Annotated in this window: 25 protein-coding genes; 19 read left to right on the top strand and 6 right to left on the bottom strand. The window is 63.8% G+C overall.

Translation table 11 applies throughout. The features are described from left to right. The first annotated feature begins 50 nt into the window (after window positions 1-50). From ACFV4K_RS01290 to ACFV4K_RS01265, 6 genes are all read left to right on the top strand, one after another. On the top strand, window positions 51-401 hold the full coding sequence (locus tag ACFV4K_RS01290) for a hypothetical protein (protein WP_379271098.1): 351 nt from the start codon (window positions 51-53) through the stop codon (window positions 399-401). Between the two features lie 42 nt (window positions 402-443). Continuing rightward, window positions 444-893, top strand: a complete 450-nt coding sequence (locus ACFV4K_RS01285) for a hypothetical protein (RefSeq protein WP_379271097.1) — start codon at window positions 444-446, stop codon at window positions 891-893. 148 nt (window positions 894-1,041) lie between these two features. Next, entirely contained in the window at window positions 1,042-1,401 is a 360-nt protein-coding gene (locus ACFV4K_RS01280; RefSeq protein WP_379271096.1) for a hypothetical protein, read from the top strand. A gap of 632 nt (window positions 1,402-2,033) precedes the next feature. Next, on the top strand, window positions 2,034-2,879 hold the full coding sequence (locus ACFV4K_RS01275) for a helix-turn-helix domain-containing protein (RefSeq protein WP_379271095.1): 846 nt from the start codon (window positions 2,034-2,036) through the stop codon (window positions 2,877-2,879). Between the two features lie 12 nt (window positions 2,880-2,891). After that, on the top strand, window positions 2,892-3,245 hold the full coding sequence (locus tag ACFV4K_RS01270) for a DUF397 domain-containing protein (RefSeq protein WP_379271094.1): 354 nt from the start codon (window positions 2,892-2,894) through the stop codon (window positions 3,243-3,245). Window positions 3,246-3,307: 62 nt separating this feature from the next. Continuing rightward, window positions 3,308-3,691 carry a hypothetical protein gene (locus ACFV4K_RS01265; protein ID WP_379271093.1) on the top strand — a complete coding sequence of 128 codons (384 nt, stop codon included), beginning with the start codon at window positions 3,308-3,310 and terminating at the stop codon, window positions 3,689-3,691. Between the two features lie 9 nt (window positions 3,692-3,700). On the opposite strand, the gene ACFV4K_RS01260 is transcribed toward ACFV4K_RS01265, so the two are convergent. Next, entirely contained in the window at window positions 3,701-4,405 is a 705-nt protein-coding gene (locus tag ACFV4K_RS01260; RefSeq protein ID WP_379271092.1) for a hypothetical protein, read from the bottom strand. 267 nt (window positions 4,406-4,672) lie between these two features. Between ACFV4K_RS01260 and ACFV4K_RS01255 the strand changes: the two genes are divergently transcribed. The 13 genes from ACFV4K_RS01255 to eccB all read left to right on the top strand — a co-directional run bounded on the left by ACFV4K_RS01255 (window position 4,673) and on the right by eccB (window position 15,617). Further along, on the top strand, window positions 4,673-5,794 hold the full coding sequence (locus tag ACFV4K_RS01255; RefSeq protein ID WP_379271091.1) for a hypothetical protein: 1,122 nt from the start codon (window positions 4,673-4,675) through the stop codon (window positions 5,792-5,794). An 84-nt stretch (window positions 5,795-5,878) separates the two neighbouring features. Beyond that, window positions 5,879-7,693: a hypothetical protein gene (locus tag ACFV4K_RS01250; protein ID WP_379271090.1), complete on the top strand. Its 1,815-nt coding sequence runs from the start codon at window positions 5,879-5,881 to the stop codon at window positions 7,691-7,693. Beyond that, window positions 7,690-8,481: an ESX secretion-associated protein EspG gene (locus tag ACFV4K_RS01245; RefSeq protein WP_379271089.1), complete on the top strand. Its 792-nt coding sequence runs from the start codon at window positions 7,690-7,692 to the stop codon at window positions 8,479-8,481. Before ACFV4K_RS01250 ends, ACFV4K_RS01245 begins: the two co-directional genes overlap by 4 nt. 110 nt (window positions 8,482-8,591) lie before the next feature. Next, window positions 8,592-8,957, top strand: coding sequence for a hypothetical protein (locus tag ACFV4K_RS01240; RefSeq protein ID WP_357089002.1), 366 nt, complete (start codon window positions 8,592-8,594; stop codon window positions 8,955-8,957). A 23-nt stretch (window positions 8,958-8,980) separates the two neighbouring features. Beyond that, complete coding sequence (locus ACFV4K_RS01235) at window positions 8,981-9,268, top strand: YbaB/EbfC family nucleoid-associated protein (RefSeq protein WP_357282351.1); 288 nt, start codon at window positions 8,981-8,983, stop codon at window positions 9,266-9,268. Window positions 9,269-9,376: 108 nt separating this feature from the next. Next, on the top strand, window positions 9,377-9,691 hold the full coding sequence (locus ACFV4K_RS01230) for a hypothetical protein (protein ID WP_357088998.1): 315 nt from the start codon (window positions 9,377-9,379) through the stop codon (window positions 9,689-9,691). Continuing rightward, the gene (locus tag ACFV4K_RS01225) at window positions 9,688-11,025 is read left to right on the top strand and encodes a hypothetical protein (RefSeq protein WP_379271088.1); all 1,338 of its coding nucleotides are present in this window, start codon (window positions 9,688-9,690) and stop codon (window positions 11,023-11,025) included. Before ACFV4K_RS01230 ends, ACFV4K_RS01225 begins: the two co-directional genes overlap by 4 nt. A 33-nt stretch (window positions 11,026-11,058) precedes the next feature. Next, on the top strand, window positions 11,059-11,373 hold the full coding sequence (locus tag ACFV4K_RS01220; RefSeq protein WP_357088993.1) for a PE family protein: 315 nt from the start codon (window positions 11,059-11,061) through the stop codon (window positions 11,371-11,373). Between the two features lie 16 nt (window positions 11,374-11,389). Then, window positions 11,390-12,418 carry a PPE domain-containing protein gene (locus tag ACFV4K_RS01215; RefSeq protein WP_379271087.1) on the top strand — a complete coding sequence of 343 codons (1,029 nt, stop codon included), beginning with the start codon at window positions 11,390-11,392 and terminating at the stop codon, window positions 12,416-12,418. Continuing rightward, window positions 12,415-13,203, top strand: coding sequence for an ESX secretion-associated protein EspG (locus ACFV4K_RS01210; RefSeq protein WP_379271086.1), 789 nt, complete (start codon window positions 12,415-12,417; stop codon window positions 13,201-13,203). The genes ACFV4K_RS01215 and ACFV4K_RS01210 overlap by 4 nt, the downstream gene beginning before the upstream one ends. Before the next feature lie 93 nt (window positions 13,204-13,296). Beyond that, the gene (locus ACFV4K_RS01205; RefSeq protein ID WP_379271085.1) at window positions 13,297-13,599 is read left to right on the top strand and encodes a WXG100 family type VII secretion target; all 303 of its coding nucleotides are present in this window, start codon (window positions 13,297-13,299) and stop codon (window positions 13,597-13,599) included. 48 nt (window positions 13,600-13,647) lie between these two features. Continuing rightward, a complete protein-coding gene (locus tag ACFV4K_RS01200) occupies window positions 13,648-13,983 on the top strand; it encodes a hypothetical protein (RefSeq protein WP_379271084.1) in 336 nt (111 codons plus the stop codon). Between the two features lie 122 nt (window positions 13,984-14,105). Then, a complete protein-coding gene (gene eccB, locus ACFV4K_RS01195; protein WP_379271083.1) occupies window positions 14,106-15,617 on the top strand; it encodes a type VII secretion protein EccB in 1,512 nt (503 codons plus the stop codon). A 31-nt stretch (window positions 15,618-15,648) separates the two neighbouring features. On the opposite strand, the gene ACFV4K_RS01190 is transcribed toward eccB, so the two are convergent. The 5 genes from ACFV4K_RS01190 to ACFV4K_RS01170 form a co-directional block, all read right to left on the bottom strand. Further along, on the bottom strand, window positions 15,649-17,157 hold the full coding sequence (locus tag ACFV4K_RS01190) for a protein kinase (protein ID WP_379271082.1): 1,509 nt from the start codon (window positions 17,155-17,157) through the stop codon (window positions 15,649-15,651). Between the two features lie 9 nt (window positions 17,158-17,166). After that, a complete protein-coding gene (locus ACFV4K_RS01185) occupies window positions 17,167-18,459 on the bottom strand; it encodes a hypothetical protein (protein ID WP_379271081.1) in 1,293 nt (430 codons plus the stop codon). Between the two features lie 8 nt (window positions 18,460-18,467). Next, entirely contained in the window at window positions 18,468-19,667 is a 1,200-nt protein-coding gene (locus ACFV4K_RS01180) for a hypothetical protein (RefSeq protein WP_379271080.1), read from the bottom strand. 189 nt (window positions 19,668-19,856) lie between these two features. Then, window positions 19,857-21,167, bottom strand: a complete 1,311-nt coding sequence (locus tag ACFV4K_RS01175; RefSeq protein WP_379271079.1) for a hypothetical protein — start codon at window positions 21,165-21,167, stop codon at window positions 19,857-19,859. A 10-nt stretch (window positions 21,168-21,177) separates the two neighbouring features. Next, on the bottom strand, window positions 21,178-22,359 hold the full coding sequence (locus ACFV4K_RS01170; protein WP_379271078.1) for a hypothetical protein: 1,182 nt from the start codon (window positions 22,357-22,359) through the stop codon (window positions 21,178-21,180). Window positions 22,360-22,470 lie beyond the last annotated feature (111 nt).

Raw genomic sequence — 22,470 nt, 5'->3', positions numbered from 1 at the left:
GGGCGCCACTCGGGTGGGCCACGATCACGCTGGAGGTATGGTCGAACGTGATGGCTTGGGAGGTTGCGGTGTCCGCGCAGGGTCCCGATGGGCTCTCGGTGGGCGAGATGAGGCAGCTTGCGATCACGGAGAAATTGCAGGAACTGCGTGACGAGATGTGCGACGCGGATACCGGCGCGTGGCTATCCGCTCGGTTTATTGTGAATCGAGGCCGCCAACGGGAGATCATCTTCAATTACGATGAAAACCCGAATTGGTTGCCGGAGCTCCATCCGCTCATGTGGTTGCGTGACCTCGAAGCGTATCCGCGAGCGGAACAGCATGTTCCGCAGTGGTTGCGCGAGATGGTCGCTCTCGGACTGGATCTGGAACACCGACATGAACCAGGTGAGCCAGCCTAGTAGGCTGGGCGGCTAGCGAGATATCCGAGGAGGCCCTACCCAATGTCGAACCCGTTGCCGCTAGGACCGTTGGAGCAGCAGGACAGGCTTGCCGAGATTACGAGAGAGATTCTACCTACGCTGCCGATGGGCTGGAAGCGCCTCGTCATTCGCGCACGGTCCATCGGTCGTCACGCCGAACGCGAGACCGGAGTGAAGCTCACTGATGGTACGGTGCGTGGCTGGTCCTTCGAGCCTGACGTATGGCGAAAGTTCATGGAATTGCGAGCGGGAATGTATGCGCCGGAGCTGGGGACTTGGGTCGAGTTCAAGTACCTGCTCGATCCACCCGGGCGGTTCAACATCCAGTACAACCGCGATCAGAAGCCACAGTTCGAGACGTGGCCCGCAAGTGCTGATTTCGTGATCGAAAACGAGCGGTTTCCCCGTTCTATCGAGAACATGCCCGAATGGTTCCAGCAAGGTCTCGATGGGAAGGCTGTGAGCAGCTGATTTTAGCCGGGGACCAACTCTTGGTCCAGATGTCCTGCGCGAGTGGAATTCAGTCCTCGGCATGTGGCGAGGCGGGGGTTCAATTCCCAGGACAACCACCCTCATTCGTGGTACTTGCCGCTTTTCCTTCCGGATCGCCTTGATAGTTATGGAGATACCCGAAGCCTTGCGTGCACGGGCGAACCAGCCATCGCCCCCCGCGATTGACCAGGTTCGTGACTTCCTGAGCAGCTATGTCGCGGACTCCGTCGGTCTGGACGAGGTGCGCAGGAACATGGCTCGATTTGCGCAAATCAGCCGAAGGACTGTGGAACGCAAGGCAGAGGCCATCGAAGCGTTGCTGGCCACTCCTCAGCCGCCGGGCACGCTGTCGTGGATGGTGGCCGCCGACGGAAACTGGGCACTTGACGACGAGACATCCGATGCTGCGGCGGAAGCCTGGCTCCGCGACATCGCCGCACTCATCAGGGGCGTCCTTGTCGAAGCCGAAAACCCCAACAACGACTGAGCGCGCTTGTGGCACGTGAACGCAAGCCTACGATAGTGCGCTTTGACAGAGGGTGAGTGTGTGGCCGTGGTGGGTTTCGCGGTCCAGGCGTGCGCGGATCTCAGCGACTGTCGTGCCCCGGCTCGGGCGTCGGCGGGAACGGGTGGCGGAGAACGGCCAGGCAAGGATGATTCCGAAGCCGGTGCCGACGAGCAGGCAGGCAACTTCACTGATCATGGCCTTCCCCTTCATGATTCGTGCCGCTGAGAGAACGGACGGCACGCGTGTTGAGCTCCTCGAGCGCTTGACCGCCCACTTGCAGAAGGGTCTGTAGTGCTGTGGCGCTGACGAAGAGCTCGAAGTCTCCGTGCTCATCGAAGACGAGGGTTACCGCCTGGTCCTCGGCGTGAACGACGGTGCGAATGGGGCATCGGTCGTCGGCGCAGGCCTAGCTGCCGACCTTCAACTGCTCGAACATGGCCGTCCTTTCGACGGTTCGGTCTGCTGTGCAAGCAATCTGAGATGAGGATTAGCGTGAGGTGTGGCGAGCGCCACACCTCAAGAATGGGCTGATATATCAGCACGTTCAATGGGTTCGGCTGAATGATGTTGACCGGCAGGCTAATTCGCTATGCGTAAGAAGGGGAGGGGAGATGGGTGAACGTTCCGATCCATCGGCGTTGCGGTTCCTGATCGGGCACGAGTTGCGGGTCGCGCGCGAGCGCGCACGGGTGAAGCAGAGCGAGGCCGCGAAGGCGATCGGGTGCAGCCAGCCGAAGATCGTCGCGATGGAATCCGGGAAGTATCTGCAGCAGCCCGATGACGTGACCGCATTGCTGAGGTTGTACGGTGCCGACGTGGCCCACTTCGACCGGCTCGCGTCGCTGGCCGGTCAGGCTGATCAGAAGACTTGGTGGGCAGCGTTTTCCGAGGTGCTGCTGAACTGGTTCAAGACCTTTGTGGGTCTCGAAGGCCTTGCCCGAAGTCAGTTCATCTATCAGACAGTCACATTCACTGGACAGCTGCAAACCGGCGCCTACGCCACCGCTCTGCATGAGGGCAGCCCACTGGTCGCGTCGGTGGACGTACCGCAGATTGTGCGCGCCAGAATGGCCCGGCAGCGGCTGACCGGGCCTCATCCGATGAGCTTGAGTTCCGTCGTCGAGGAAGCGGTCCTCGATCGAGTGGTCGGCACTGCGGAAACGATGCGTGAGCAACTAGAGCATCTGTCTCGGCTGATGAAGTACGACCACATCGACATTCGCATCCTGCCGACCAGGAAGTATGCCCACGCTGGGAACGTCACAGAGTTCACGCTGCTGCAGTTCGCCGAAGCTCAGACCGTCGGCTATATCGAGTACCCGACTGGCGCGCTCTACCTGCAGGATTACGATGGGGTCGCAGTGTACGAGATGCTGGCCGAGCAGCTCCTTGCGGCGGCGTTGTCGAAAAGTGAATCCGCCGAACTGATCAGGAGCCGCGTGGCCGGGTTGAAATGAGGGAGTCGGTCGATGGCCCCGGTCAGTTCTGTCGGGTGGCGCAAGTCCAGCTACAGCGGAAGCAACGGGGGGCAATGCGTCGAGGTCGCCATCGCATCCGAGGTTGTGCGGATTCGTGACAGCAAGTACTCCGGACCGCCGGAACGTCGACCGATCATCACGGTGACGAACGCTCAATGGGTTGATGTGCTCGACTTCGTCCTATGCGGAAATACGGGTGAAGTCGGTATGGGATTGACTGTTGTGATCGACCCCGACGGCTGTGTGACCTTGAGGAGCGTGGACGGAACCGAGTTGGCGTTCACGGCCGCCGAGTGGGGCGCATTCGAGAAGGGCATTGTGAACGGCGAGTTCAGCGCCTCGTAGGGCTTGGCCCCTATGTCCTGTGCAATGCTGGTGGCCGAACTCTGGGGCGGAGGTTTCCTACGGTGAGTGCCGAATTCGACGAGCTACCACGGCTCGCACGCGTCTACGACAGCCGCGACGACAGCGGGCGTCCGATCGCGGTCAGGGAGCCGCTGCCCGCGGATCTGCGCGACCGCATCCTCGGCTATCTCAACTCCGCGCCGATCGTCCTGGCCGCGCGCAGCTTCGAGGTTGACGAATTCGCCCCATCCGATCGCGATGTGCCGCTGACCTTCCGGACCGACGGCGTCTGGATATGGGCCGGTGCGGTGACCCACTACCTGCGTAAACATGCGCTGCCCCCGGATCCGGAGTTGGTGCGCCACATCACCACTCGCGACTATCAGCTTGGCGAGGTCACTGCGGAGGCCAAGGACCTGGCCGTTCGGGTCATCACGACGGGATAGTCGTGTGCTTCAGCTGAGGTGTTGGTTGCCTGTATTGAGCTGTGCAACAGCCTGATTGATGGCGGTCGCAAGCTCGGTTGTGAGTCGCATGATTTCGAGGTAGGCGGCGGAGTCTCTGTCGTGGACGCCTCGTATCCAGCAGATGGTTGCGCCCTCGTTGACCCGGATTCGGGCGGTGGGCGCGATCTGGACGATGGAGTAGGCGGCAGCCATTACCGGGCGGGTCAGCAGCTGGCGGGCCTGCTCGGGGTGGTTGGGGGTCAGGCCGAGGTACCAGCGGTCGAATTCTTCATTACCGCTGGAGAATCGGCGGTGTTCGACGGATTTGTTGTTGAACTCGAGGAGCCATTCGCCTTGCGTCGAGAGCAGGTCCAGCCTGTCCACGGAGCGGTCGACGCCTTCGATGACGACGGCGGTGTGCCGCCAGGTGGTGATCATGTTCTGGAACATGGTCTGGTGCTCGACCAAGAAGGTAGTGAAGGGAGCGCCAGCTGCATGGCCGTGGATGGGAGCCTTGTAGCCGGCCTTCGACGGATACGGGCACAGTCCGATTCTCGAGTGCTGCTGACGCCACTCGGCTGAGGGCCAGCCGACCGTGCCGCCCATCGCAGCCGCCATTGCCGCTTGTCGTTCACGCTCTCGGGCGTTGCCGGAAATATTCAGCGCTACCAGCGCCGCGACAACGATCACGCCGATGACAATGGCCACAACCATGAGATCCCCCTCCGTCACCGCTGACCCTATACGTTGATGCACACGGACTCCGGGACAGGGCGCTGCCCACCAGGCGTCCTCGCTATGGATCAGGCGTAAATGCTGAGATCGCGAGAATCCCTCGGACGCCCGAACCTGGGAACGCCACGGTTCGCGTCGCCGTCTACCGATGGGTAGGGTTCCGTTCGGTAGTGCTCGGTCGATTGGGGGACGATGTATCAGCCACAACAGCCTGGTTCTGCGCAGAATTCGCCGGTTGCCGAGCCCGTGATCGAGGTGGCGGTCCCGTCGGACTCCGGCACCGCTCTGCGGTTGAGCCGTGTTCTCGCTCTGGCCCGCTGGCGGTCCCCATCGACCGTGGGGCTGCTGCTAACGATCCCGTTGATCGTGATGTCCCGTCGCTTCCTCGAACTCTTCAATGCGACGAGCAGCCCGGACTGGAAATTCACGGATCTACTGCTGTCGTACCTCGTAGTCCTCGTGCTGGCTGTTGTGATCGGCTTGCTGCTCACTGGGATCCAGATGCTCAAGCGCAACCCGGCGGTGGTGGCGTACACCGCGCCCGGCACCGCGATATCGGCCCGGTTCCATCAGGACTCGCTCGAACTGGTGCGGACCACCGGTGTCGAGACTGTTCCCTATCACCGGATCAAGGACCTCTTCACGATCGGGGGCGGGGCCTTCCTGCGGGAGAAGGGCACGCGCGGGACGGCGCTGCCGGGCGATTTGTTCACGCCGGCAGCGCGTGACCTGATCGACGGAGCTCGTGGCCGTGCGCCTGCCGCCGGACAGCCGATCGCGGGAAACGGAGAACGGAAGCTCATCGTGGTTGCGATAGTGGGTGCCCTGGCGCTCGTCGGTGCAGGGGCATACGCGGTGAGTCATACCGATACAGATACCGATTCCGGTGCTGCCGCTGCAGAATCCACGGTGCACGTGACACCGTCGGCCCCGCTGCCCAGCCCATGCGTACTCACGCCCGAACAGATGCAGCGGTTCGGATTCACTACCCAGTTCTACGACAGCGACCAGATGGATGCCCCGACCCTGCGCCGTTGCGAGTGGGACGACGGCGGCAAACACCCTATCGGTTACGTTGGACAGGTCCCCAGCGGCAAACTGTTCCTCAGCGTCATGCGGCCGAATGACTTCGGGGTGTCGCCCCAGCCCGTTCGTCTTCTCGGAGGCAGGATCGACGGCCAGGAGTACAAGACGTTCCTGGATCCAGGTAGCAACAACAATGCGTCGTGTTGGGTGGTATGGCCCACGTCCTACGGCTTCGCCAAATCGGAACTGCGCGCTTACAGCATCCAGGGCGTGGATGTCGGCCAACTCTGCAGGGGCGCTGAGGAACTGGCGAATCTGCTGGCCAACAGTCTGCCCGGCTGAGGAACGGATCAGGATAGTGTCGTTTCTGGGCATTGAGTCCGAGGCGGTTTCGGTACAGATCATCAGGTGGGGGGAGGATCCCGGATGGGCGACAACAGCAAAGTTGACTTCAGTCCCGCAGTGGCCACGACGGCGATCGATGGCTGCAGCACGTTGATCGGGCACCTGCTCGCGGTGAGGTCGTTCCTGGGGGCACGGAACGTGGAGGACTTCGCCGGTCCTGAAGCGATATTCAAGTCCGGTCATCTGTGGACCGAGGGATTCACGAAACTCGATACCGAGCTCGACGCCGCGCTCGGCACACACATCGCTGTCGTGACCGCCTTGTCCGAAAAGTTCAAGAACGCGATCAAGGAATTCAAGAACGCGGAGGATGAATCCATCGCCGTGTTCCTGAATCAGAAGATGCCTGACACGATGCCTGCCTCACCCACTTCGGTCAGTCAAGGTCCGGACTACTCGAAGATCGGTAGCAAGACGCCCTCGCCGAAACCTGTTGAGAAGTATGTCTCGAATCGAAGTAGCAAGTCGCGCACGCATGCCTATGCGTACAACGAAACGGACATCAAGACTCAGGGAGCCGTCTGGCCCGAGAATCCCTACGTCAAGGGATGGAATGACCTGCGTGCGCTGGGGGAGAGCATCAAAGGGGCGCCGGGGCGTCTCGCAGCCGATTGGGGCTGGATGAAGGATGAGCTCAATAAGGCCGTGACGGATTTCAAGGCGAAGACCAACGAGGCGAACTTCAGGAACTCGTGGACGAGCGGGTCGGGCCCCCTGGCTCTGGCGGCAATGGAAAGTGCTCGAACGGCCATCTCGGACTTGATATCCAAGATGGGCGATGTAGAAGACCGCCTCTACAAGGCGGAAGGGTGGTTGAAGTCGACCGCGGAGCGTATGCCTAAGGGTGACGCGCCCGAGGTGAAGTTTCATGCGGCTACGAAAAACCAGAACGGCAGAGGCTCAGCGGCTGGTTACACAGTCACGGACGGGGGCAAGACCTACCAAGCGGCGACCGCGAACGATTGCATGGAATCGGCGCTCGTCAAGTACCGGCAGGATTGCGAAGCCTATTACGTCGCCGGCCTCATGGAGTACAACTCTTCGCGCGTGACCCTGCCGCAGCCCGAGGCCCCGAAGGTGGATGCCCCGCCATCGATTCCACAACCCAATGGAAATCCGAAGACGGACCAGCCCGCGGGTTCGCCGCAGACCAACCCATCGGGATCTCCGACGGGTGGTACCCCTTCGGCGCCGAATCTGCCCACGGATACTCCGCAAACGCCGCAGACCCCGGAAACTCCGCAACAGCCAACCACCCCGCAGACGCCGATGACCACAACCCCGGATACCACCCTAACCACGCTTACGTCGGCTTTGACGACGCTCGCCCAGAGCGGCGCCCAAATGGTGGAATCGCTTGCTTCGCAGGGTTCCAGCTTGATCCAGTCCCTCGCGCAGACGACTCAGAAGACCACGGACACCACCGCCAAACAGCTGGAACAGCAGCTCGCGTCGCTGCTGACCACGCCTACTACCCCGGTCGAACCGACCTCACCCGGCGGCAGTCCAGGGGGAACACCAACCGGTGGGGCTCCTGGTTCGACGCCCAAGAGCGACAATCCGCAGACCAGGCTCTTTCCTCGGGCAGCTGCCGTCGCTGATGAAAAGACTGAAACACAATCTGTCTCACGTGCTGGGTTGGCCACCGGAACCACCACTGGTACCGGTACCTCGTCCGGAAGCGGCATGGCCGGCAGCCCGATGGGTGCGGGTGCGGGTGCTGGTCAGGGTGGAAGCAAGGAGCACAAGCGACCCGAGTTCTTGCGGTCGGGCCAGAACCTCGATGACGTGTTCGAAGGTGTTCCGGAAGCGGTGAGGCCGGTGGCGGAGAAGTGACCGGTGGTCTGCGTTTCGAGGACCTGGAGTTCGTGGTGCTGTGGGAGCAGGCCACGGGTGACGCCATGCCGGCGCCATTTCTGTACACCAGCCGTACCCCGATGTACTACGACTACCTTCGCGAGAAGCGAGAGGTATTCGAACGACTGCAGCGTGACTGGACCAAGCGGCTGGATCTGCTGTCGGACGCCATCGCCGAACCCGACCTCAGCATCACGGCCAATGGATTCGATGGACGCGATCCGTCTCGTGCGGATGGTCGGGTTCGGATCCGCGCGCTGCGACGAGGCACCTACGGGTTCGTGATCGAGCAGTTGCCGGGCGAAACCTTTCTGCACAGTGGTGGATTCACTGTCACCGAATGTGATCCGGTGGCGTTGGCGGACCTGGTTGTGGCGGCCCTGCCGCAGGTTGGCGGCGGTAGCCATTCGGAGGTGATGTTGCAGGCTCCGGGTGAGCCGGACAGTAGCCACGACGAATACCGTCGCTCACTGATCGAGGACAACCTCGAGGACCCGATCGGCCTGCGAGCTAAACGCTTTCTGTCGGCTCCGATGGAATGCATGGGAACCATCGAAGTGGTTCAGGGCTTCTCGAAGTACGGGCCGCGCGGCATTACCTCTCGCCAGATGGACTGGCGCGACGTCGAGGATGACGGTCGATACTTCATCGGAGGTGACGAGCTTCCGTTCATGGCAGTGCCGGCGGACTCGAAGCGGATGGTGACGGCAATCAACAGTCGCGTCGCGGCGGTCGTACAAGCGATCCGCGAAGAACGCGGACAGTGATCCGCGAAGCCTGAATGCGCTGTTCGGATAGCTGATTCCGGGAAATCGAGGTGACACCGCGCGGTGTCGTATGGTAGTCATACGCCAAGCTAACTGGGAGGGAGTTCGCCGTGACTGAGGTGGGGGCGGTCAGTTCTGGTGCTGGTGAGGGGGATTGGGCCTCGCTGGTGGTTGCCAATACGACCGGGTCGATTCGGGTGCGGACTACCAATCAAGGTCTGCCGCTGGCCGTGAAGGTTGAATCGGCTGAGTTGCATCGGGATCCGGGGCAGTTGGCGGGGGAAGTGTTGCGGCTTTGTCAGAAGGCTGCCAATCGGGCTGGACTCGCGCTGCGGAAGCAGTTGGAGGAGGCCGGGGTTGATGCGGCGGGGCTGGCTCGGGCGGGGCTTCCTACCGAGGCGGATGTGGCTCGGCAGGAGATTGTCGAGGAGCAGGACTACGATACTGAGCCGCAGAGTTGGCTCAGGACGGTGTGAGAGGGGGGCTCGTGGTTTCGTCGATGGATGAGTTGCAGGAGCAGGTGCGGCGGCAGCTGTATCGGTTTCAGGACTTGGCGGATCAGATGGCGGCCGTGCGCGGGCGGGAGACGTCCGAGAACGGGGCCGTGACCGCGGAGGTCGACGGGAACGGCGCGCTCAAGGACCTGCAGTTCAGTAGCGCGGTATCGCGAATGACACCGGCGGAGTTCGAGCAGGCCGTGGTGACGACGGCGGCGCAGGCGGCGCGGCGGGCGTTCGAACGGCGGGCCGAGATCGTCGACCGGTTCAATGAGGAGATGGCCGAGTAGGCCGGTTTGTTAACAGAACTTTGCGCCAGAGTTTGCATCTTGCGGTCTGGCACAAGAAATTTCGTGCTTGTAGTCTGAGCAAGATCAAGGGTAGTGGGAGGGACACTGATGGCTGATCACGTGGCGGCGGAATTTCCGCCCATCCTGGCGTACGGCACCGAGAAGGCGGGAATCGCCGCGCAGGTCGCGGGGGCGGCGGCCGCGGACGTGGGCGCCGCGATGGCGCAGGCGGTTCCGGTTTTCGGTCTGATCGGTCAGGAATTCCTGGCGGCCTTCGCTGTCGCGCAGGGGAACTTCCTGATGTCGTCGGCGGAGATCGCAGCGGTGCACGCGAACACGGCGACGGCGGCGTACACGGCGGTCGGCACCTACGGCACCAATGAGGTGACCTCGGCGGCGAGCTTCCTATCGACGATGCTGTGACGAGTCCGTCGAATCCGACCGTGCTGGACGGGCTGCGCAGCAGCCCGATCGGTCCTTACCTCGATACACCGGTCACGGATGTGTTGAGCACCATGGGATTGCCGCAGCTGCCGCAGATCCCGCAAATCAGCCTGCCGGATCTGTCGGGGCTGCAGCTGCCGACGCTGCCGACCATCGACCCCACGGCGTTGATCCAGCCGGTCACCAGCCTGCTGCAATCGTTCGGGACAGGGAGCCTGAGCAACAGCAGTTTCAACCCGGCGACCATCATCACCTCGCTGGTCAGTGCGCTGACTTCGGCTACCTCGCAAAGCAAGTCGGCGACCAGCACGCTGATGAACACTTTCAGCGGGGACGCGGCGACCGCCGCTCAGCTCAAGAGCAACGAGGTCGAGGCGCAGAGCGGCACGGTGGCCGCGCAGGGCGCGCAGCAGCACGCCATCCTGCTCTCCGCCGAAGCCATCGTCGCCGAGGGCTACGCCGAAATGTCCGCTCTCATAGCGCAATTCATCGCCCAGGTGACCGCGGCGACCGCGCTGATCGCCACCCCCGCCGGGATCCCGTGGCTGATCGCCACCGCGACCGAGACCATCAACGCGGGCCTGGCCATCGTGGCCAAGACCAAGGTGCAGCTCGCGGGCAGCACCGCCGAGATCCTCGAGGCCGGCACGAAGATCATGATCGCGGGCGCGCCCGTCGCTTCCAATATCTCGAACCTGGTGAACATGGTCGGCACCGCGCTGCAGCCCATCTCCAGTGTCGCGCCGACGGTCGCCGAGAAGGTGGTCGAGAAGGGCGCGACCGTGCTGTCCAGCGGCGTCAGCGATCTCAGCTCCGCGCTGACCAGCAACAACAACACCAATACGAACAACAACACCAACAAGACCACCACCACGACGCCCTCGACGACCACCACCAAGACCGACGAGACCAAGAAGACCGAGAACCCGGACGGCACCAAGACCGACGGTGGCGGCGGCAGCCCGCTCAGCACCATCTTCGGCGGCGGCGTGCCCACCACCACGACGCCCTCGACCACGGTGGGCGCCAACCGGATTCCCACCGGCGAGGTCAGCAATACCGGCGCCGGAATACCGAAGACCACCACCGAGGCCAACGGCCGCACCACCTCGACCAGCTCGCCGGGCATGACGGGCGCCGGCGCCGCCGGACGCGCGGGCGCCGCCGACGAGGAATCCACCTCGGACCGCTCGGGCCTGGTCACCGGCGCGCACGGCGACGAAGTGGTCGGCGTCATCGAAGGCGTGGTGCTGCCGGTCGTCGGCGCTATCGAGGCCATCGAGGAGCCACCGGACAAGGCCCTCACACTCTGATTTCGAATTGCCAGGGGACACAGGAGGATTGGCATGAGCATCAACGCATTCGACGGTCTGCGCTTCGACGCCTCGACCGCCCGCGACGCCGCGGCCCAGCTGGACGCGCTCGCCGACCGCATCGCCAACGGGCTCGGTGTGGAGCAGGCGAAGCTGGACTTCGCGCCCGCCGGCTCCGACGAGGTGTCGCAGCGCGCCGCGCAGACGCTCAACACGGTCGCCGCGTCCTTCGTGGCCTCCGGCGGCGACGGTGTGACCGAACTGCGTAACCTCGCCTCGACGCTGCGCAGCCAGTTCGACGCCTTCGGCAAGGTCGAGGAACAGTCCGTCCTCGGCTTCGCCGGCTGAGCGGAGACCCTCCTCGATGCTGGAACCGACGAAACCCGGCTTCACCGAGACGGTTTGGGAATCCAAGCCGCCCGAAGAGCTGGCGCGCGAACTGGTGACGGGCGCCGGGGCGATCCCCGCCGCCGAAGCCGGGCTCGCGTGGACTCGACTGAGCGCGGGTTTCGCCGCCGCCGCCGTGGAATACGAGAGAATTCTCGTAATCCTCGACAGTGCTTGGGAATCCAAGAACAGCGGGCCGTTCATCGAACGCATCAAAGCGCTGCGTGACTGGATGGGAGCCTCCGCCTCCGCAGCCGCCGGTAATGCTGTTCAGGCCGAAACGCACGCGGCCGCATACGAACTCGCGAAATTGACCATGCCCGACGTCGACGAGGTCGAGAAGCTCAAAGATCTGCAGCAGCTGATGCAGCAGCTCGGCCTCGCGGGCGGGATGCCTCTACTAGGCGGGCTCGCCAAGACCGACATGGACGCCGACGCCGCCAAGGCGCAGGCGGCGCGGGTCATGCGGACCTACGAGGCCGCCACCGAATCGCTGGCCAAGCCGTGGGAACACCAAGCTCCGCCGCAGGTCACCGCCGAGCTGACGCCCGCCGAACAGCCGGTCGCGCCGGTCGAGATGGAAGCGCCCACGGTCCCGACGCCGTCGATGCCGAACATCAACCTCGGCTCGCTCAACCTGCCTCCCATGCCGCTGACGCAGGTGCGGGCCACCACCGTCGAGGCCAAGGAAACCACCACGCAACGCGTTGTGACGCAACCGGTTACGGTGCAGCAGAGCGGGACGACCATGGCCCCCACGCCGATGGGGGGCACGGGCCAGTCCAGCGATGAGGAGCACACGCCGCGGGCCGGGCTCGTCGGCGCGCCCACCAGCGACAACGAGCTGGGCCTCACCTCCGGCATGCAGGTCGCGCCCGCCGTCCTCGGCGGCCTGGACCCGGCCGCCCAGCGCGCGCCCGTCGACATCGCCTTCAATGCCGGCAGTGGGTCCGAAAAAGCCTCCAGCACAGCGGAGTCCGACGGCAGTCAGGGGTCGGCCACGTGACCACCCTCACCAACGACGGACTCATCGCGCTAGCCGGCCACCTAGGTGTGCAGACTCTGCCGCTCGTCCTATCCGTCGGGCCACGCCAGGAGACCTACGAGGACTGGCAGGAAGCCCAGGAACAGGCCCGCGCCGACCTACGCACCCGCCGCATCGTCGACGCCCACGGAGACGTCGACACCGACACCGCCACAACGCTTTTCACCTTCGCCCAACCCGACCGCGAGCTAGCCATGCGGGTCCACACCGCAAACGGCCAACTACGCGTCTGCGTCGCCCGCCGCGCCGACAGCCACGCCGTCGCCATCCGCCGCGGCGACACCCTCGACCTGAATCCCCTATGGTCCGACGGCTCCGGTGACTCCCTGGCCCGCCCCCTCCTCGACGCCCTCGGCCCCTGCCCGCCCGCCGATCTCGCCGCCTTCAGCGCCGAATCCGCCGACCTGGCCGAACGCCTCGACACCGCAACAACTTCCGAGGACTACGCGAGCACCGTCTACACCCTCGGCGTCCCCGACACCGACGCCACCGCCTACGGCCTCGCCCTCTCCGCCACCCACTCCTACGCCGAAATCGTGGCCTACGCCTACGCCGACGGCGTCACCGACCGATCGCCCGGAGCCGTCGCGGTCTACGACACCGCACGAGGCCGCATCGTGGCCGCACCGGGCGTCGCCCAGGACCAGCAACTCTGGTCCACGCTGACACCGGGCAGTGATCACCGTATCGCGCAGTCGATCTCGGCTCTGATCGACTCGCTGCCCGGGGGGAGGTGGCTGTCGTGAGTCACCCGTGACTTGCTCGCAGCTGACGCCCCGAACCGGTGATGCCGCAGCGCATCGCCTATCCATTTCCGAAGAAAAGGCAAGGTACAGACGATGGTTGCAAACGAAGCGGAACTCGCGAAGGCCGCGCAGTCCCACATGGCCGATGTGGTCGCGTCGATCAAGGACGTGCTGCGCAAGATCACCGAGACCGTGGACAACTCCCGGACCGGCTTTGCGGGCCAGGCGGCTGAGGCGTTCAAGTCCGCTGCTGACGCGTGGGACACCGAGGCCCAGAACCTGAACAAGGCGATGGACGAGTTCCAGGAGAAGGTCGGCGCGGGCACGGACGTGTTCAGCAACGTGGACATCACCAATGAAGACGCCTTCAAGGCCGCCCTCACGAACCTCGGGTAGTACGGGCCAGCGCCCCACCCATTTCTTCTTCACTGCAAAGGAATACTCATGCTTTACGACAAAGCCCACATGACCCAGCTGGTGGACGAGCTTCGCACCTTCCACCGTGATCTGGTCGCCGTTGCCGGTGACGGCACCGCCGCGGTCGACACCAGCAGCGACCTCGGCCAGGCGTACGAGCGCCTGAAGACCGCGTGGACGGACCCCAACAGCGGCGCCGAGAACGGTGCTCTGCAGGCCGTCATCACCGCGAAGTCCCACTGGGACTCCGCGTACCACGACAAGTGCCTGACCATTCTGGACAAGGTCACCACCGCGGTTGAGAACGCGCTGCACAACGCGCTGTCCGCGGACGCCAAGGTCGGTCAGTCCTTCGGCGGCTAATTGCAAGAAAATCGGTGCCACTCGCGACAGCGCACTCCTCCTTGTGGAGGGCTGCGCTGTCGTTGGCTGGTGCGCGGTAATCTACCTGCCCGTAGTTCCCGGTTCGACGGAGGATTTGGTTAGTGCCAGCCCAATTGACCACTCGTGCCCAGGTCAATGGGTACCGCTTTCTGCTGCGTCGACTGGATCACGCGCTGATTCGTCGCGACGTGCGGATGCTGCACGACCCGATGCGGTCGCAGTTCCGGTCGTTGATGGTGGGAGCCGTGCTCGCGCTGCTCGTGGTGGCCGGCGCGGCGATCATGGCCTTCATCCGTCCGCAGGGCTCCATCGGCGACGCGAACATCGTGATGGGCAAAGACAGCGGTGCGCTCTACGTCGTCATCCGGGACAAGGACGACAAGAGCAAGATGACTTTGTATCCGACGCTGAATCTCGCGTCGGCGCGGTTAATCTCGGGCACCAGCGAGTCGCCGAAATCGGTCAAGGACTCCAAACTCAACTCGGTCCCGCGGGGTCCCATTCTCGGCATTCCCGGTGTCCCTGCGGCTTTGCCTGGAACGGGACAGGGGGAGCGGTCCCAATGGACCTTGTGCGACAAGGTGCCATTGTCGGCGTCGGGTGGTGCGGCATCGTCCGCTGGTGCGGAGACGACCGTCATTGCAGGACATCTCGAACTCAGTGACCGGATCAAGCCGGTCGGCACCGACGCTGCGATCTGGGTGAGCAAGGGTGGCAAGGACTACCTGGTATACAACGGCAAGGTCGCTGAATTCGATCGGACGAAGGACTCGATCGCGCAGGCGCTCGGCCTGAGCGGAAAACGATCGCGGCCCGCTACCAGCAATCTTGTCGGCGCGGCGATTACGGTTCCGGCTCTGCTGCCGCCCACCATCCCGCGCGTTGGAGAGAACGGTCCGGGCAAGCTCAGCAGTGTGCCGGTCGGCGGAATCATCAAGGTCGCGGCCTTGGATGGTTCGGATCGATCGGACCTGTATGTCGTGCTCGCCGACGGTGTTCAGCGGATCTCCGCGTTCACCGCGCAGGTCATCGGTTCCAATAACTCCCAAGGAATGAACGGCTTCAAGTCCGTGACACCGGATGTGTTGAACGGCATCCCGGTGCTGCATACGCTGCCGGTCGACGACTTCCCCGAGAGCACTCCGAAGACCATCACCGCCGAGGACGACCCGGTCGCCTGCATCACCTGGGCTAAGAAGAGCGGCCTCGGTCGAGAACAGGCGGATGCCACCGAGGGGCCTTCGGACCGTGCGACCGTTCAATTGCTGCTCGGCACGCGTCTGCCCCTGCCCGAGTCGCAGCGTCCGGTTGATCTGGCTACCAAGGACGGAGCCGCAGGCGATCGCGTTGATGCGGTCTATGTTCCGCCCGCCACCGGAGAATTCGTGCGGACCACCGGAGTCGAACCGGGGAGTCAGCGGCGCGACAACCTCTTCTATATCGCCGATAACGGAGTCCGGTACGGCATTCCGGATCTCACGACTGCCGGGATCCTCGGACTCGGGACCGCACCCCATCTGGCTCCGTGGGAGATCATCAGCCAGCTGGTTCCCGGCCCCACGCTGTCCGGCAAGGACGCCCTGAAGAACTGGGACACCCTGCCGGGACAGTGACGGTGATTCGACCGCTGACAGCCGACCGGGACTACCTGACGCCTTTGGCAAGGATCGGCACAAGCTTGTCGATCAGGATTTGTTCGGAGTTGTCCGACCACTGGCGGATCGCGGCCACAGCGATCGGGTCATCGAGAACAATGACCGACGCCTTGGTCGCCGCGAGCGGGGACGGGAGATTCACCAGACCGCCTCCACCGGAGTCGGTGTCGCTGCGGACGGCGAGAACGAAGCCGGTGGTGAGGGGTGTGAGCGCGTTGTATTTGGCATCGGATCCCGGTGCGATTGGCCGTGGATTCGGCTCATCACCCTTCCGCAGGAAGTTCGGGTTGTAGCTGAAACCCAGGTCCTCGAAGAACTTGGCTTGAGGACCCGGCTTCAATTGAATGTCCATGTCCGCCGCGGAGCCGCTGGTGCCCGAGATATCCACTACGGCCATGCTTTTCCCATAGAAGGCGGGGTTCTGGGATCGGGCATCGGCCATTGCGTTATGGGCCGCCGATCCAGCTGACCCCTGCTGCGTTGCCCAGATGCCCACGCCTGCACCGAGCGCGACGACCGTAGCGCCGACCGCCGTGATGAGCAAGGCACGCCTTTTCGCAGCAGGTTTGGCGGGCGTGCTGGGTGCCGGTGACAACGACATCGTCGTGTCGGTGGGTCGATTGTGTGGCACAGTCTGCATCGAAAGGCCCGAGACACCGTATTCCAGAGCCGATTTCAATGCCGCGGTGAATTCATGGCAGGTATCGAATCGCTCAGCCGGGTTCTTGGCCATGGCGGCGGCGATCACTTCGTCCACAGCCGCGGGAATCGTAGGGTCGACTGCGGTGATCCGCGGTGGGGCTTCGCTGAGGTGGCCCATCATCACGACGGCCGGTTGTGTTCCCGGGTAGGGATTCTGACCGGTCAGCAGTCGAAAGAACGAGCAGGCGAGGCTGTAGATATCGGCACGATGGTCGAGCCGGTTCCCGCTCAGCTGTTCCGGCGAGGCATAGGCGATAGTAGCCACGAACCCGCCGGCTTGGGTGAGCTCATTCGTGTCCTCGGTCGATTTTGCGACACCGAAGTCGGTGAGCAACACCCGTTCCTCACCGTTGTCGCCGGTGGACAGCAAGAAGTTCGCGGGCTTGACGTCCCGATGCAGTAGGCCCCGGCGGTGTGCATGGTCGAGACCCCGCCCGACCTCTGTGACGATGTGCAGCGCGCGCCACGGTGTCATCGACTGCGGATCATGCTCGGCGGCCTCCGCCGCGTCGATGCCGTTCACATACTGCATCGCGATCCACAGCTGACCGTTGTCCTCGCCGCGGTTATAGATCGAGACGATGTTCGGATGATCCAGGGCCGCTGCAAGATTCGCCTCGCGCTCGAAACGTGCGCGGTATTCGGGATCCCGACTGTACTGCGGGCTGAGAACCTTCAGCGCATCCCAACGCGGCAGCTCGGGATGCCTTGCGAGGTAGACCGTGCCCATGCCGCCCGAGCCGAGTACGCGTTCGATACGGTAACCACGGACAATGACGCCCGGTCCGATGTTCATCCCAAGTCCTCACATGAACTGGCTGTTGGCAAGCAGGGCATATTGTGCGGCCGCACGCAGATGGACGTCTGCTAATTGCGAGCCCGCGACCCGTGCGACGTAGCGGTCATAGTGCAGCGTGCAGACGAATCGGCTGTACTGATTCCACGCCTTGAGCGATCGGGTGGTCTTGGCCTTCGGATTCTCGGCGCAGGAGACGCCGGGGACACCCATCGGTTTGTCATCGGAATCCGGTGTGATGCCGTTGATCCCAGACCACAGGGCGGTCGCACCAGCTGCGTCGCGTGCACGGAAGAGCAATGCGCCATTCCTGGCCGTGGAGATTCGATCCACTCCATTGTCTTCGAGCAGTCGTTTCCAGACAGTCTCATCCCCGGCGTAATGCAGATAGCCACGAGGAGTACGGGTGATCTCATCGTCGGCGTCAGCGTCGGCGTAGTCGACCGTATGCAGGGTTCGGCGCAGCATCCCGTCCGGGTCGTAATCCAGTCGAAGAACGTCTCTGTCCGACAGAGGAGGCAGCCTCTCGAGGAACGGATTCTGGGCCGCGAACACTTTCTCTACCAGGGCCTTCAAACCCTCGAGCTCTGGTTTGGGCTGTTGGACGAAGACGGATACCACGTACTGCCCGCTGGCCATGGTCGCCGACATGGACGGAATGCCCGGACGCCAATGCGCTTTGACACTGGGCTGCTTGTCGAGCGTGACGCCGACGTTCTGGTCGGCGGCTATCCCGAAATCCGCGGCCTCCATCTGCTCGGCTGCGGTCCGGGCTAGCTGCTGGTCAGGGAACTGAAGCACGGTCACATTGAACGATGTCGCCTCGGGGTTGGCTTCCGCGCCGCCGAGAGGGTGGTAGATCAGGAAGTCCTGCGAAATGAACTTGTCGGGAAGCGGATGCGTACTGGCACTCGCGCTGAAGGCGAACATCATCTTGTTGTTCTGCAGGACCGGTGCGACCGAACGGGCCAATACGCCGGAGCTGAAGGGATCGACGAGCGTATCGGTCAGGACGCTGTGCCCGAACATGGCGTCGACATCGGGTCCGGTCACGACCGCGTCGGCCAATCGACCGGTCGCGAGTTGCTTGCCGGCGAGTACCTCGTGAAGGTAGGTGGCCCGCGTGTCGAAAGGCTCGGTAACGTACTTGCCGACCTCGAGCTTCCGGACGTCGATTTCACCGGCGGTCGAATTGCCGGACACCGTACTTCCACATCCCGCGACGATGCTCGCGGTCAACAGGATCGCGGCCGAACCGAAAACTCCTCTGCGCGATGCACGGCGCATACGGAAAATACCCACGGTTCCCCCTACTTGTTGTTGGCGAGGATGGCGTACTGCGCGGACGTCCGCTGGTACACGTCCTGCTGCTGGGCTGCCGGAACCGCAACCGCGTATCGGTCGAAGGTGACGTAACAGTGGAAAGAGAACTGAGTCGCGTTGGGAGCCTTCGCCTTGTAGCAACTAGCTGATGGCAGTCCGGGCGGCGGATCGATCCTGTGCTCGAATCGGCTGACCGGGATTTCCTGAATGTATCGCTTGGCCGCTTCCGTGTCGCGGGTCCGAACCATCTGTCCCACGCCGTAACCGACGTAGTCCACGCCTGTGTGGTCGTAGCGAGGTGCAGTCTTGGAAGGATCGGCCGAGCTGTGCAGCGCGCCCTTGTTGTCGAGTACTCCGTCGAACGAATAGGCCATCGGATCACCGGTGGGTCGCCGTAGCGTCAGCCGAAGAATGCCTTGTGGGTCCAGAGGAAGCGCGGCGAGCTTGTCCGTGGAGGTCGGCTGGAAGTTCTTCAGCCGCTCGACTGTGGCCGAGGTGGCCTTGTCGGAGAGGTTCAGCAATCCGGGTTGATCCGAAACCTTCAACTGCATGTTCTCGGTGTTCTGGGCAACCGTCACGATGACGAATCTGCCTGTCGCGTAGAAGGACGCGAGCAACTGATAGTTGGGGACCCAGGTGACGGAAGCGCTCGGATACTGGGGTGAACTTGCCGGTTGGGCGAGTTCAGGGCTCTCGGTCCGGGCGAAGCCGCCACGCGCCAAGGCGGAAGCCGCCGACGTAGCGGAGTCCGCGGTGTCGAAGATCATCACGGCCTCACGGAGTGAGAACGCAATATTGTTGTCGGCGTCCGACTTGGCCGATGTCGCGAAGCCTGCTACCAACCCCGGGGTATTTGCTGTGAAGTGTTCGTTGTCCAGTACTTGGAGGAACGGATCTCCTTCGAAGGAATCCACTCCGGTGAAGGGCTGGACGCCGAGCATCCTGTGGGTCAGGGCCGGGTCGATATCCATCGGCAAGGGCACAACATTGCCCAAACGCAGGGCCTCGGTCGTGCGAGCCGCGAGTGCAGCATCTTTGGGCTCGAACTGCTGTGGTTTCGTTGCATAGCTTCCGGTGTCCAGCTTCGTCAGATCAACCGTTTGCTGCTCAGCCGAGTGTGATTCCGACCCGCACCCCGCGCTCACCAGGACCGAAATCGCCAGCGCTGCGGCCGCGGCCGCGCGCACCCCGAGACGGGCCGACCGTAGGCGGCCATGGCCATGACGCATGTCGAAATATCCCCCCGATACCGAATTACCTGTGACGCCGTACTTCTGGTGTGCCGAGTGTACTGGTGGGTCGGATGTGAGGCGCGCCATGCTGATCCGCTGTGGGGGTTCTTGCTGGTTGTGAGGTTCTGGAGGGAGGCTGGCAGATCAGAAGGATTGGCTGTTCGCGAGTAGGGCGTACTGGGCGGCTGCCTTCTGTTGGGCTTCGAGGAGTTGGTCGCCGGCGACCTGGGCTACGTAGCGGTGGTAGTGGAGTGTGCAGGTGAATTTGTCCTTGTGGTTCCATGCGTTGAGGTCGGACCAGGGGCGGCTGGTGTCGGGGTGGGTGGTTCGGGCGCAGGTGGTGTCGGGGACGGCGGGGGGATCGGCGGAATCCGGTGTGAAGGAGGTGATTCCGGTCCATAGGGCGGTGGCGGATCTGGTGTCCGGCGTGCGGAAGAGGAGGCCGCCGCTGGAGGCGGTGGAGATGCGGTCGACTCCGTTCGCATCGAGCAGTGGCTTCCACGTCGCCGGGGCTTCGACGTGGTGCAGGTAGCCGCGGGTGGTGTGGGTGCTCTCCCAGTCCGTGCTGGGGTCGATGTACTCGGTGGGGTGCAAGGTGCGGCGCAGCATGGCGTCGGGGTCGTAGTCGAGGCGGAAGATCTCCACGGTCGACAATCCGGGGGCTCGTTCGAGCAGCGGGAGTTGGGCGGCGAAGACCCGGTCGGCGAGGGAGCGCAGGGCATCCAGGTCGGCGGTCGGCATCTCGACGAACACATTGACCACATAGCGGCCTTCGGCGACGGTAGCGGCGAGTGACGGAATACCCGGCCGCCAATGAGCTTTCGCGGCGGAGGTACGCTCCAGCGTGACGCGGGCGTTCTGATCGGGAGACACATCGAAGTCGGCGGCTTCCATCTCCTCGGCCGCGGTCCGCGCTTGCTCCTCGTCCGGGAACTGGATCACGGCGACGTTGAACGAGGTCGCGGTCGGACCCGCGATCCTGCCGCCGAACGGCTGGAAGTTGCTGGAGACCTCGAAACCAATCATCTGGTCTCGTGCTTCGGTGCTGGCCGCGGCGGAATAGCCGTACACCATGTGGTTCCGCTCCAGTACCGGTTGCACGGCCCCCGCCAGCACCATGGAGGCGCCCGACGGCGATCCGAGCACCCTGGACAGCACGGTGTGACCGAACATGGGATCCACCTCCGGCCCGACGACCACATTGTCGGCCAGCCGGGCAGTGGCGAGATTCTCCGCGATGATCATGGACCGGTCATAGGTCGTACGGATGTCGAGCGGGTCGGTCGGGTAGTTGCCCACCGGCAGTTGCCGGACGTCGACCTCCGCGGCGACCGCGACACCAGAGACATCGTGACCACATCCGGCCAGCGAGGGGATGGCCGCGACGGCCGCGATGCCGAGGGCCAGCCTGTCGAAGAGCTTTCTGCCGCACTCACGGCGGGTACCGATGCGCACCGCGATTCCCCTACTTGTCATTCGCGAGGATGGCGTACTGGGCGGAGATCCGCTGCGACGCGTCCTGCCGTTGCTGGGACCACACGTGCGCCACGAACCGGCCGTAGGCGACTGTGCAATCGAACGGGAACGCGCGGCGGTTCGGGCCGTGATACTTCGTGCACCGGGCGCCCGGGAGACCCGCGGGCGCTTCGATCCGATGGCGGAACTTGTCGACGAAATAGGTGTCGAGCAGATCTTTCGCGGCGGTGTCGTCCCTTGTGCGATACAGAACTCCCGCGCCGTAACCGACGGCGTCCACGCCGTCCTTCGCGAAGAGTGAGAGCGCCTCCCCGGAATCGTATTCGCGGTGGAGTGCGCCGTGCGCGTCGAGAGCGCCGTTGAATCCGTGCGCGGTTCGATCACCGGCCGGGCGCGGCAAGGTGAGGCGACTCATGCCCAGCGGGTCGAGCGGCAAGGAGGTGAGCCGGTCCGGCGGCGTCGGATGAAACGACTTCAACCGATCCTCGGTGACGGCAATGGCCTTGTCGAACTTCGCGATCAGGTCGGGCAGATCCGAGATCTTCTCGGATGCCTTCTCCTGATTCTGGATCAGCGTGCCGATGACGAAACTCCCCACCGGATAGAACCCGGCGACGACCTGGCGGACGGGCTGCAAGGACAACAGCGCACCGGGGTGGGCTTCCGACCGTGTGGGCTCGCCGGAGCCCTCGCCCCAATCCAGGAATCGGGCCGACGCGAATACCTCCGCTGCCGCGGCGGCGTCGCCGGCATTGTCGAAGGACAGGACCAGATCGGTGAGCTGATACCCGAGGTCGGCATCCACGTCGGTCTGTGCGGAGGTGGCGAACCCTGCGGTGAACCCCGTCGGATCGGTCGTGAACGCCGTGTCCTCCAGCCACCCGAAGGCCGACTTACCGCCCCTCATCTCGGGGATCAGTAGGTCGGAGACACTCGTGAACGGGCGTACGCCACCGGTATTGATGGTCAGGGCCGGGTCGATATCCATCGGCAGCGGCATGGCGTCGCCGATCCGCATCGCCTCCGCGGCGCGGCCCGCCGCGTCCGCGTCGGACGCGGTGACCTGCGTCGGCGCGGTCGCGTAACTGCCGGTGTCGAGCGAGGTCGGATCGACCGATTCCACCTCGCGTGCAGTCGATTCCGCGCCGCACCCCGTCATCGTGAAAGACATGACGACCGATGCCGCTACCACCGCGCACAGCCTTGTCCGGGCCGACTGACGTCGGCCGACAGCTTGGATCACGTAGAAACTCCCCCGAGTGAATTACCAGCTGCGCCTTGA

The sequence above is a fragment of the Nocardia sp. NPDC059764 genome (assembly GCF_042732555.1).
Classification (GTDB): domain Bacteria; phylum Actinomycetota; class Actinomycetes; order Mycobacteriales; family Mycobacteriaceae; genus Nocardia.
The sequence above is the reverse complement of the archived record's forward strand: the minus strand, read 5'-3'. Positions and strand labels throughout refer to the sequence as shown.

Excerpts from the sequence above, each read along its gene's own strand:
- ACFV4K_RS01260 (WP_379271092.1), bottom strand. The coding sequence starts at position 4,405 with ATGGTTGTGGCCATTGTCATCGGCGTGATCGTTGTCGCGGCGCTGGTA.
- ACFV4K_RS01200 (WP_379271084.1), top strand. The coding sequence starts at position 13,648 with ATGCTTTACGACAAAGCCCACATGACCCAGCTGGTGGACGAGCTTCGC.
- ACFV4K_RS01220 (WP_357088993.1), top strand. The coding sequence starts at position 11,059 with ATGAGCATCAACGCATTCGACGGTCTGCGCTTCGACGCCTCGACCGCC.
- ACFV4K_RS01230 (WP_357088998.1), top strand. The coding sequence starts at position 9,377 with ATGGCTGATCACGTGGCGGCGGAATTTCCGCCCATCCTGGCGTACGGC.
- ACFV4K_RS01235 (WP_357282351.1), top strand. The coding sequence starts at position 8,981 with ATGGATGAGTTGCAGGAGCAGGTGCGGCGGCAGCTGTATCGGTTTCAG.
- ACFV4K_RS01250 (WP_379271090.1), top strand. The coding sequence starts at position 5,879 with ATGGGCGACAACAGCAAAGTTGACTTCAGTCCCGCAGTGGCCACGACG.
- ACFV4K_RS01190 (WP_379271082.1), bottom strand. The coding sequence starts at position 17,157 with ATGAACATCGGACCGGGCGTCATTGTCCGTGGTTACCGTATCGAACGC.
- ACFV4K_RS01290 (WP_379271098.1), top strand. The coding sequence starts at position 51 with ATGGCTTGGGAGGTTGCGGTGTCCGCGCAGGGTCCCGATGGGCTCTCG.
- ACFV4K_RS01285 (WP_379271097.1), top strand. The coding sequence starts at position 444 with ATGTCGAACCCGTTGCCGCTAGGACCGTTGGAGCAGCAGGACAGGCTT.
- ACFV4K_RS01215 (WP_379271087.1), top strand. The coding sequence starts at position 11,390 with ATGCTGGAACCGACGAAACCCGGCTTCACCGAGACGGTTTGGGAATCC.
- ACFV4K_RS01270 (WP_379271094.1), top strand. The coding sequence starts at position 2,892 with ATGGCCCCGGTCAGTTCTGTCGGGTGGCGCAAGTCCAGCTACAGCGGA.
- ACFV4K_RS01275 (WP_379271095.1), top strand. The coding sequence starts at position 2,034 with ATGGGTGAACGTTCCGATCCATCGGCGTTGCGGTTCCTGATCGGGCAC.
- ACFV4K_RS01170 (WP_379271078.1), bottom strand. The coding sequence starts at position 22,359 with ATGTCTTTCACGATGACGGGGTGCGGCGCGGAATCGACTGCACGCGAG.
- ACFV4K_RS01280 (WP_379271096.1), top strand. The coding sequence starts at position 1,042 with ATGGAGATACCCGAAGCCTTGCGTGCACGGGCGAACCAGCCATCGCCC.
- ACFV4K_RS01205 (WP_379271085.1), top strand. The coding sequence starts at position 13,297 with ATGGTTGCAAACGAAGCGGAACTCGCGAAGGCCGCGCAGTCCCACATG.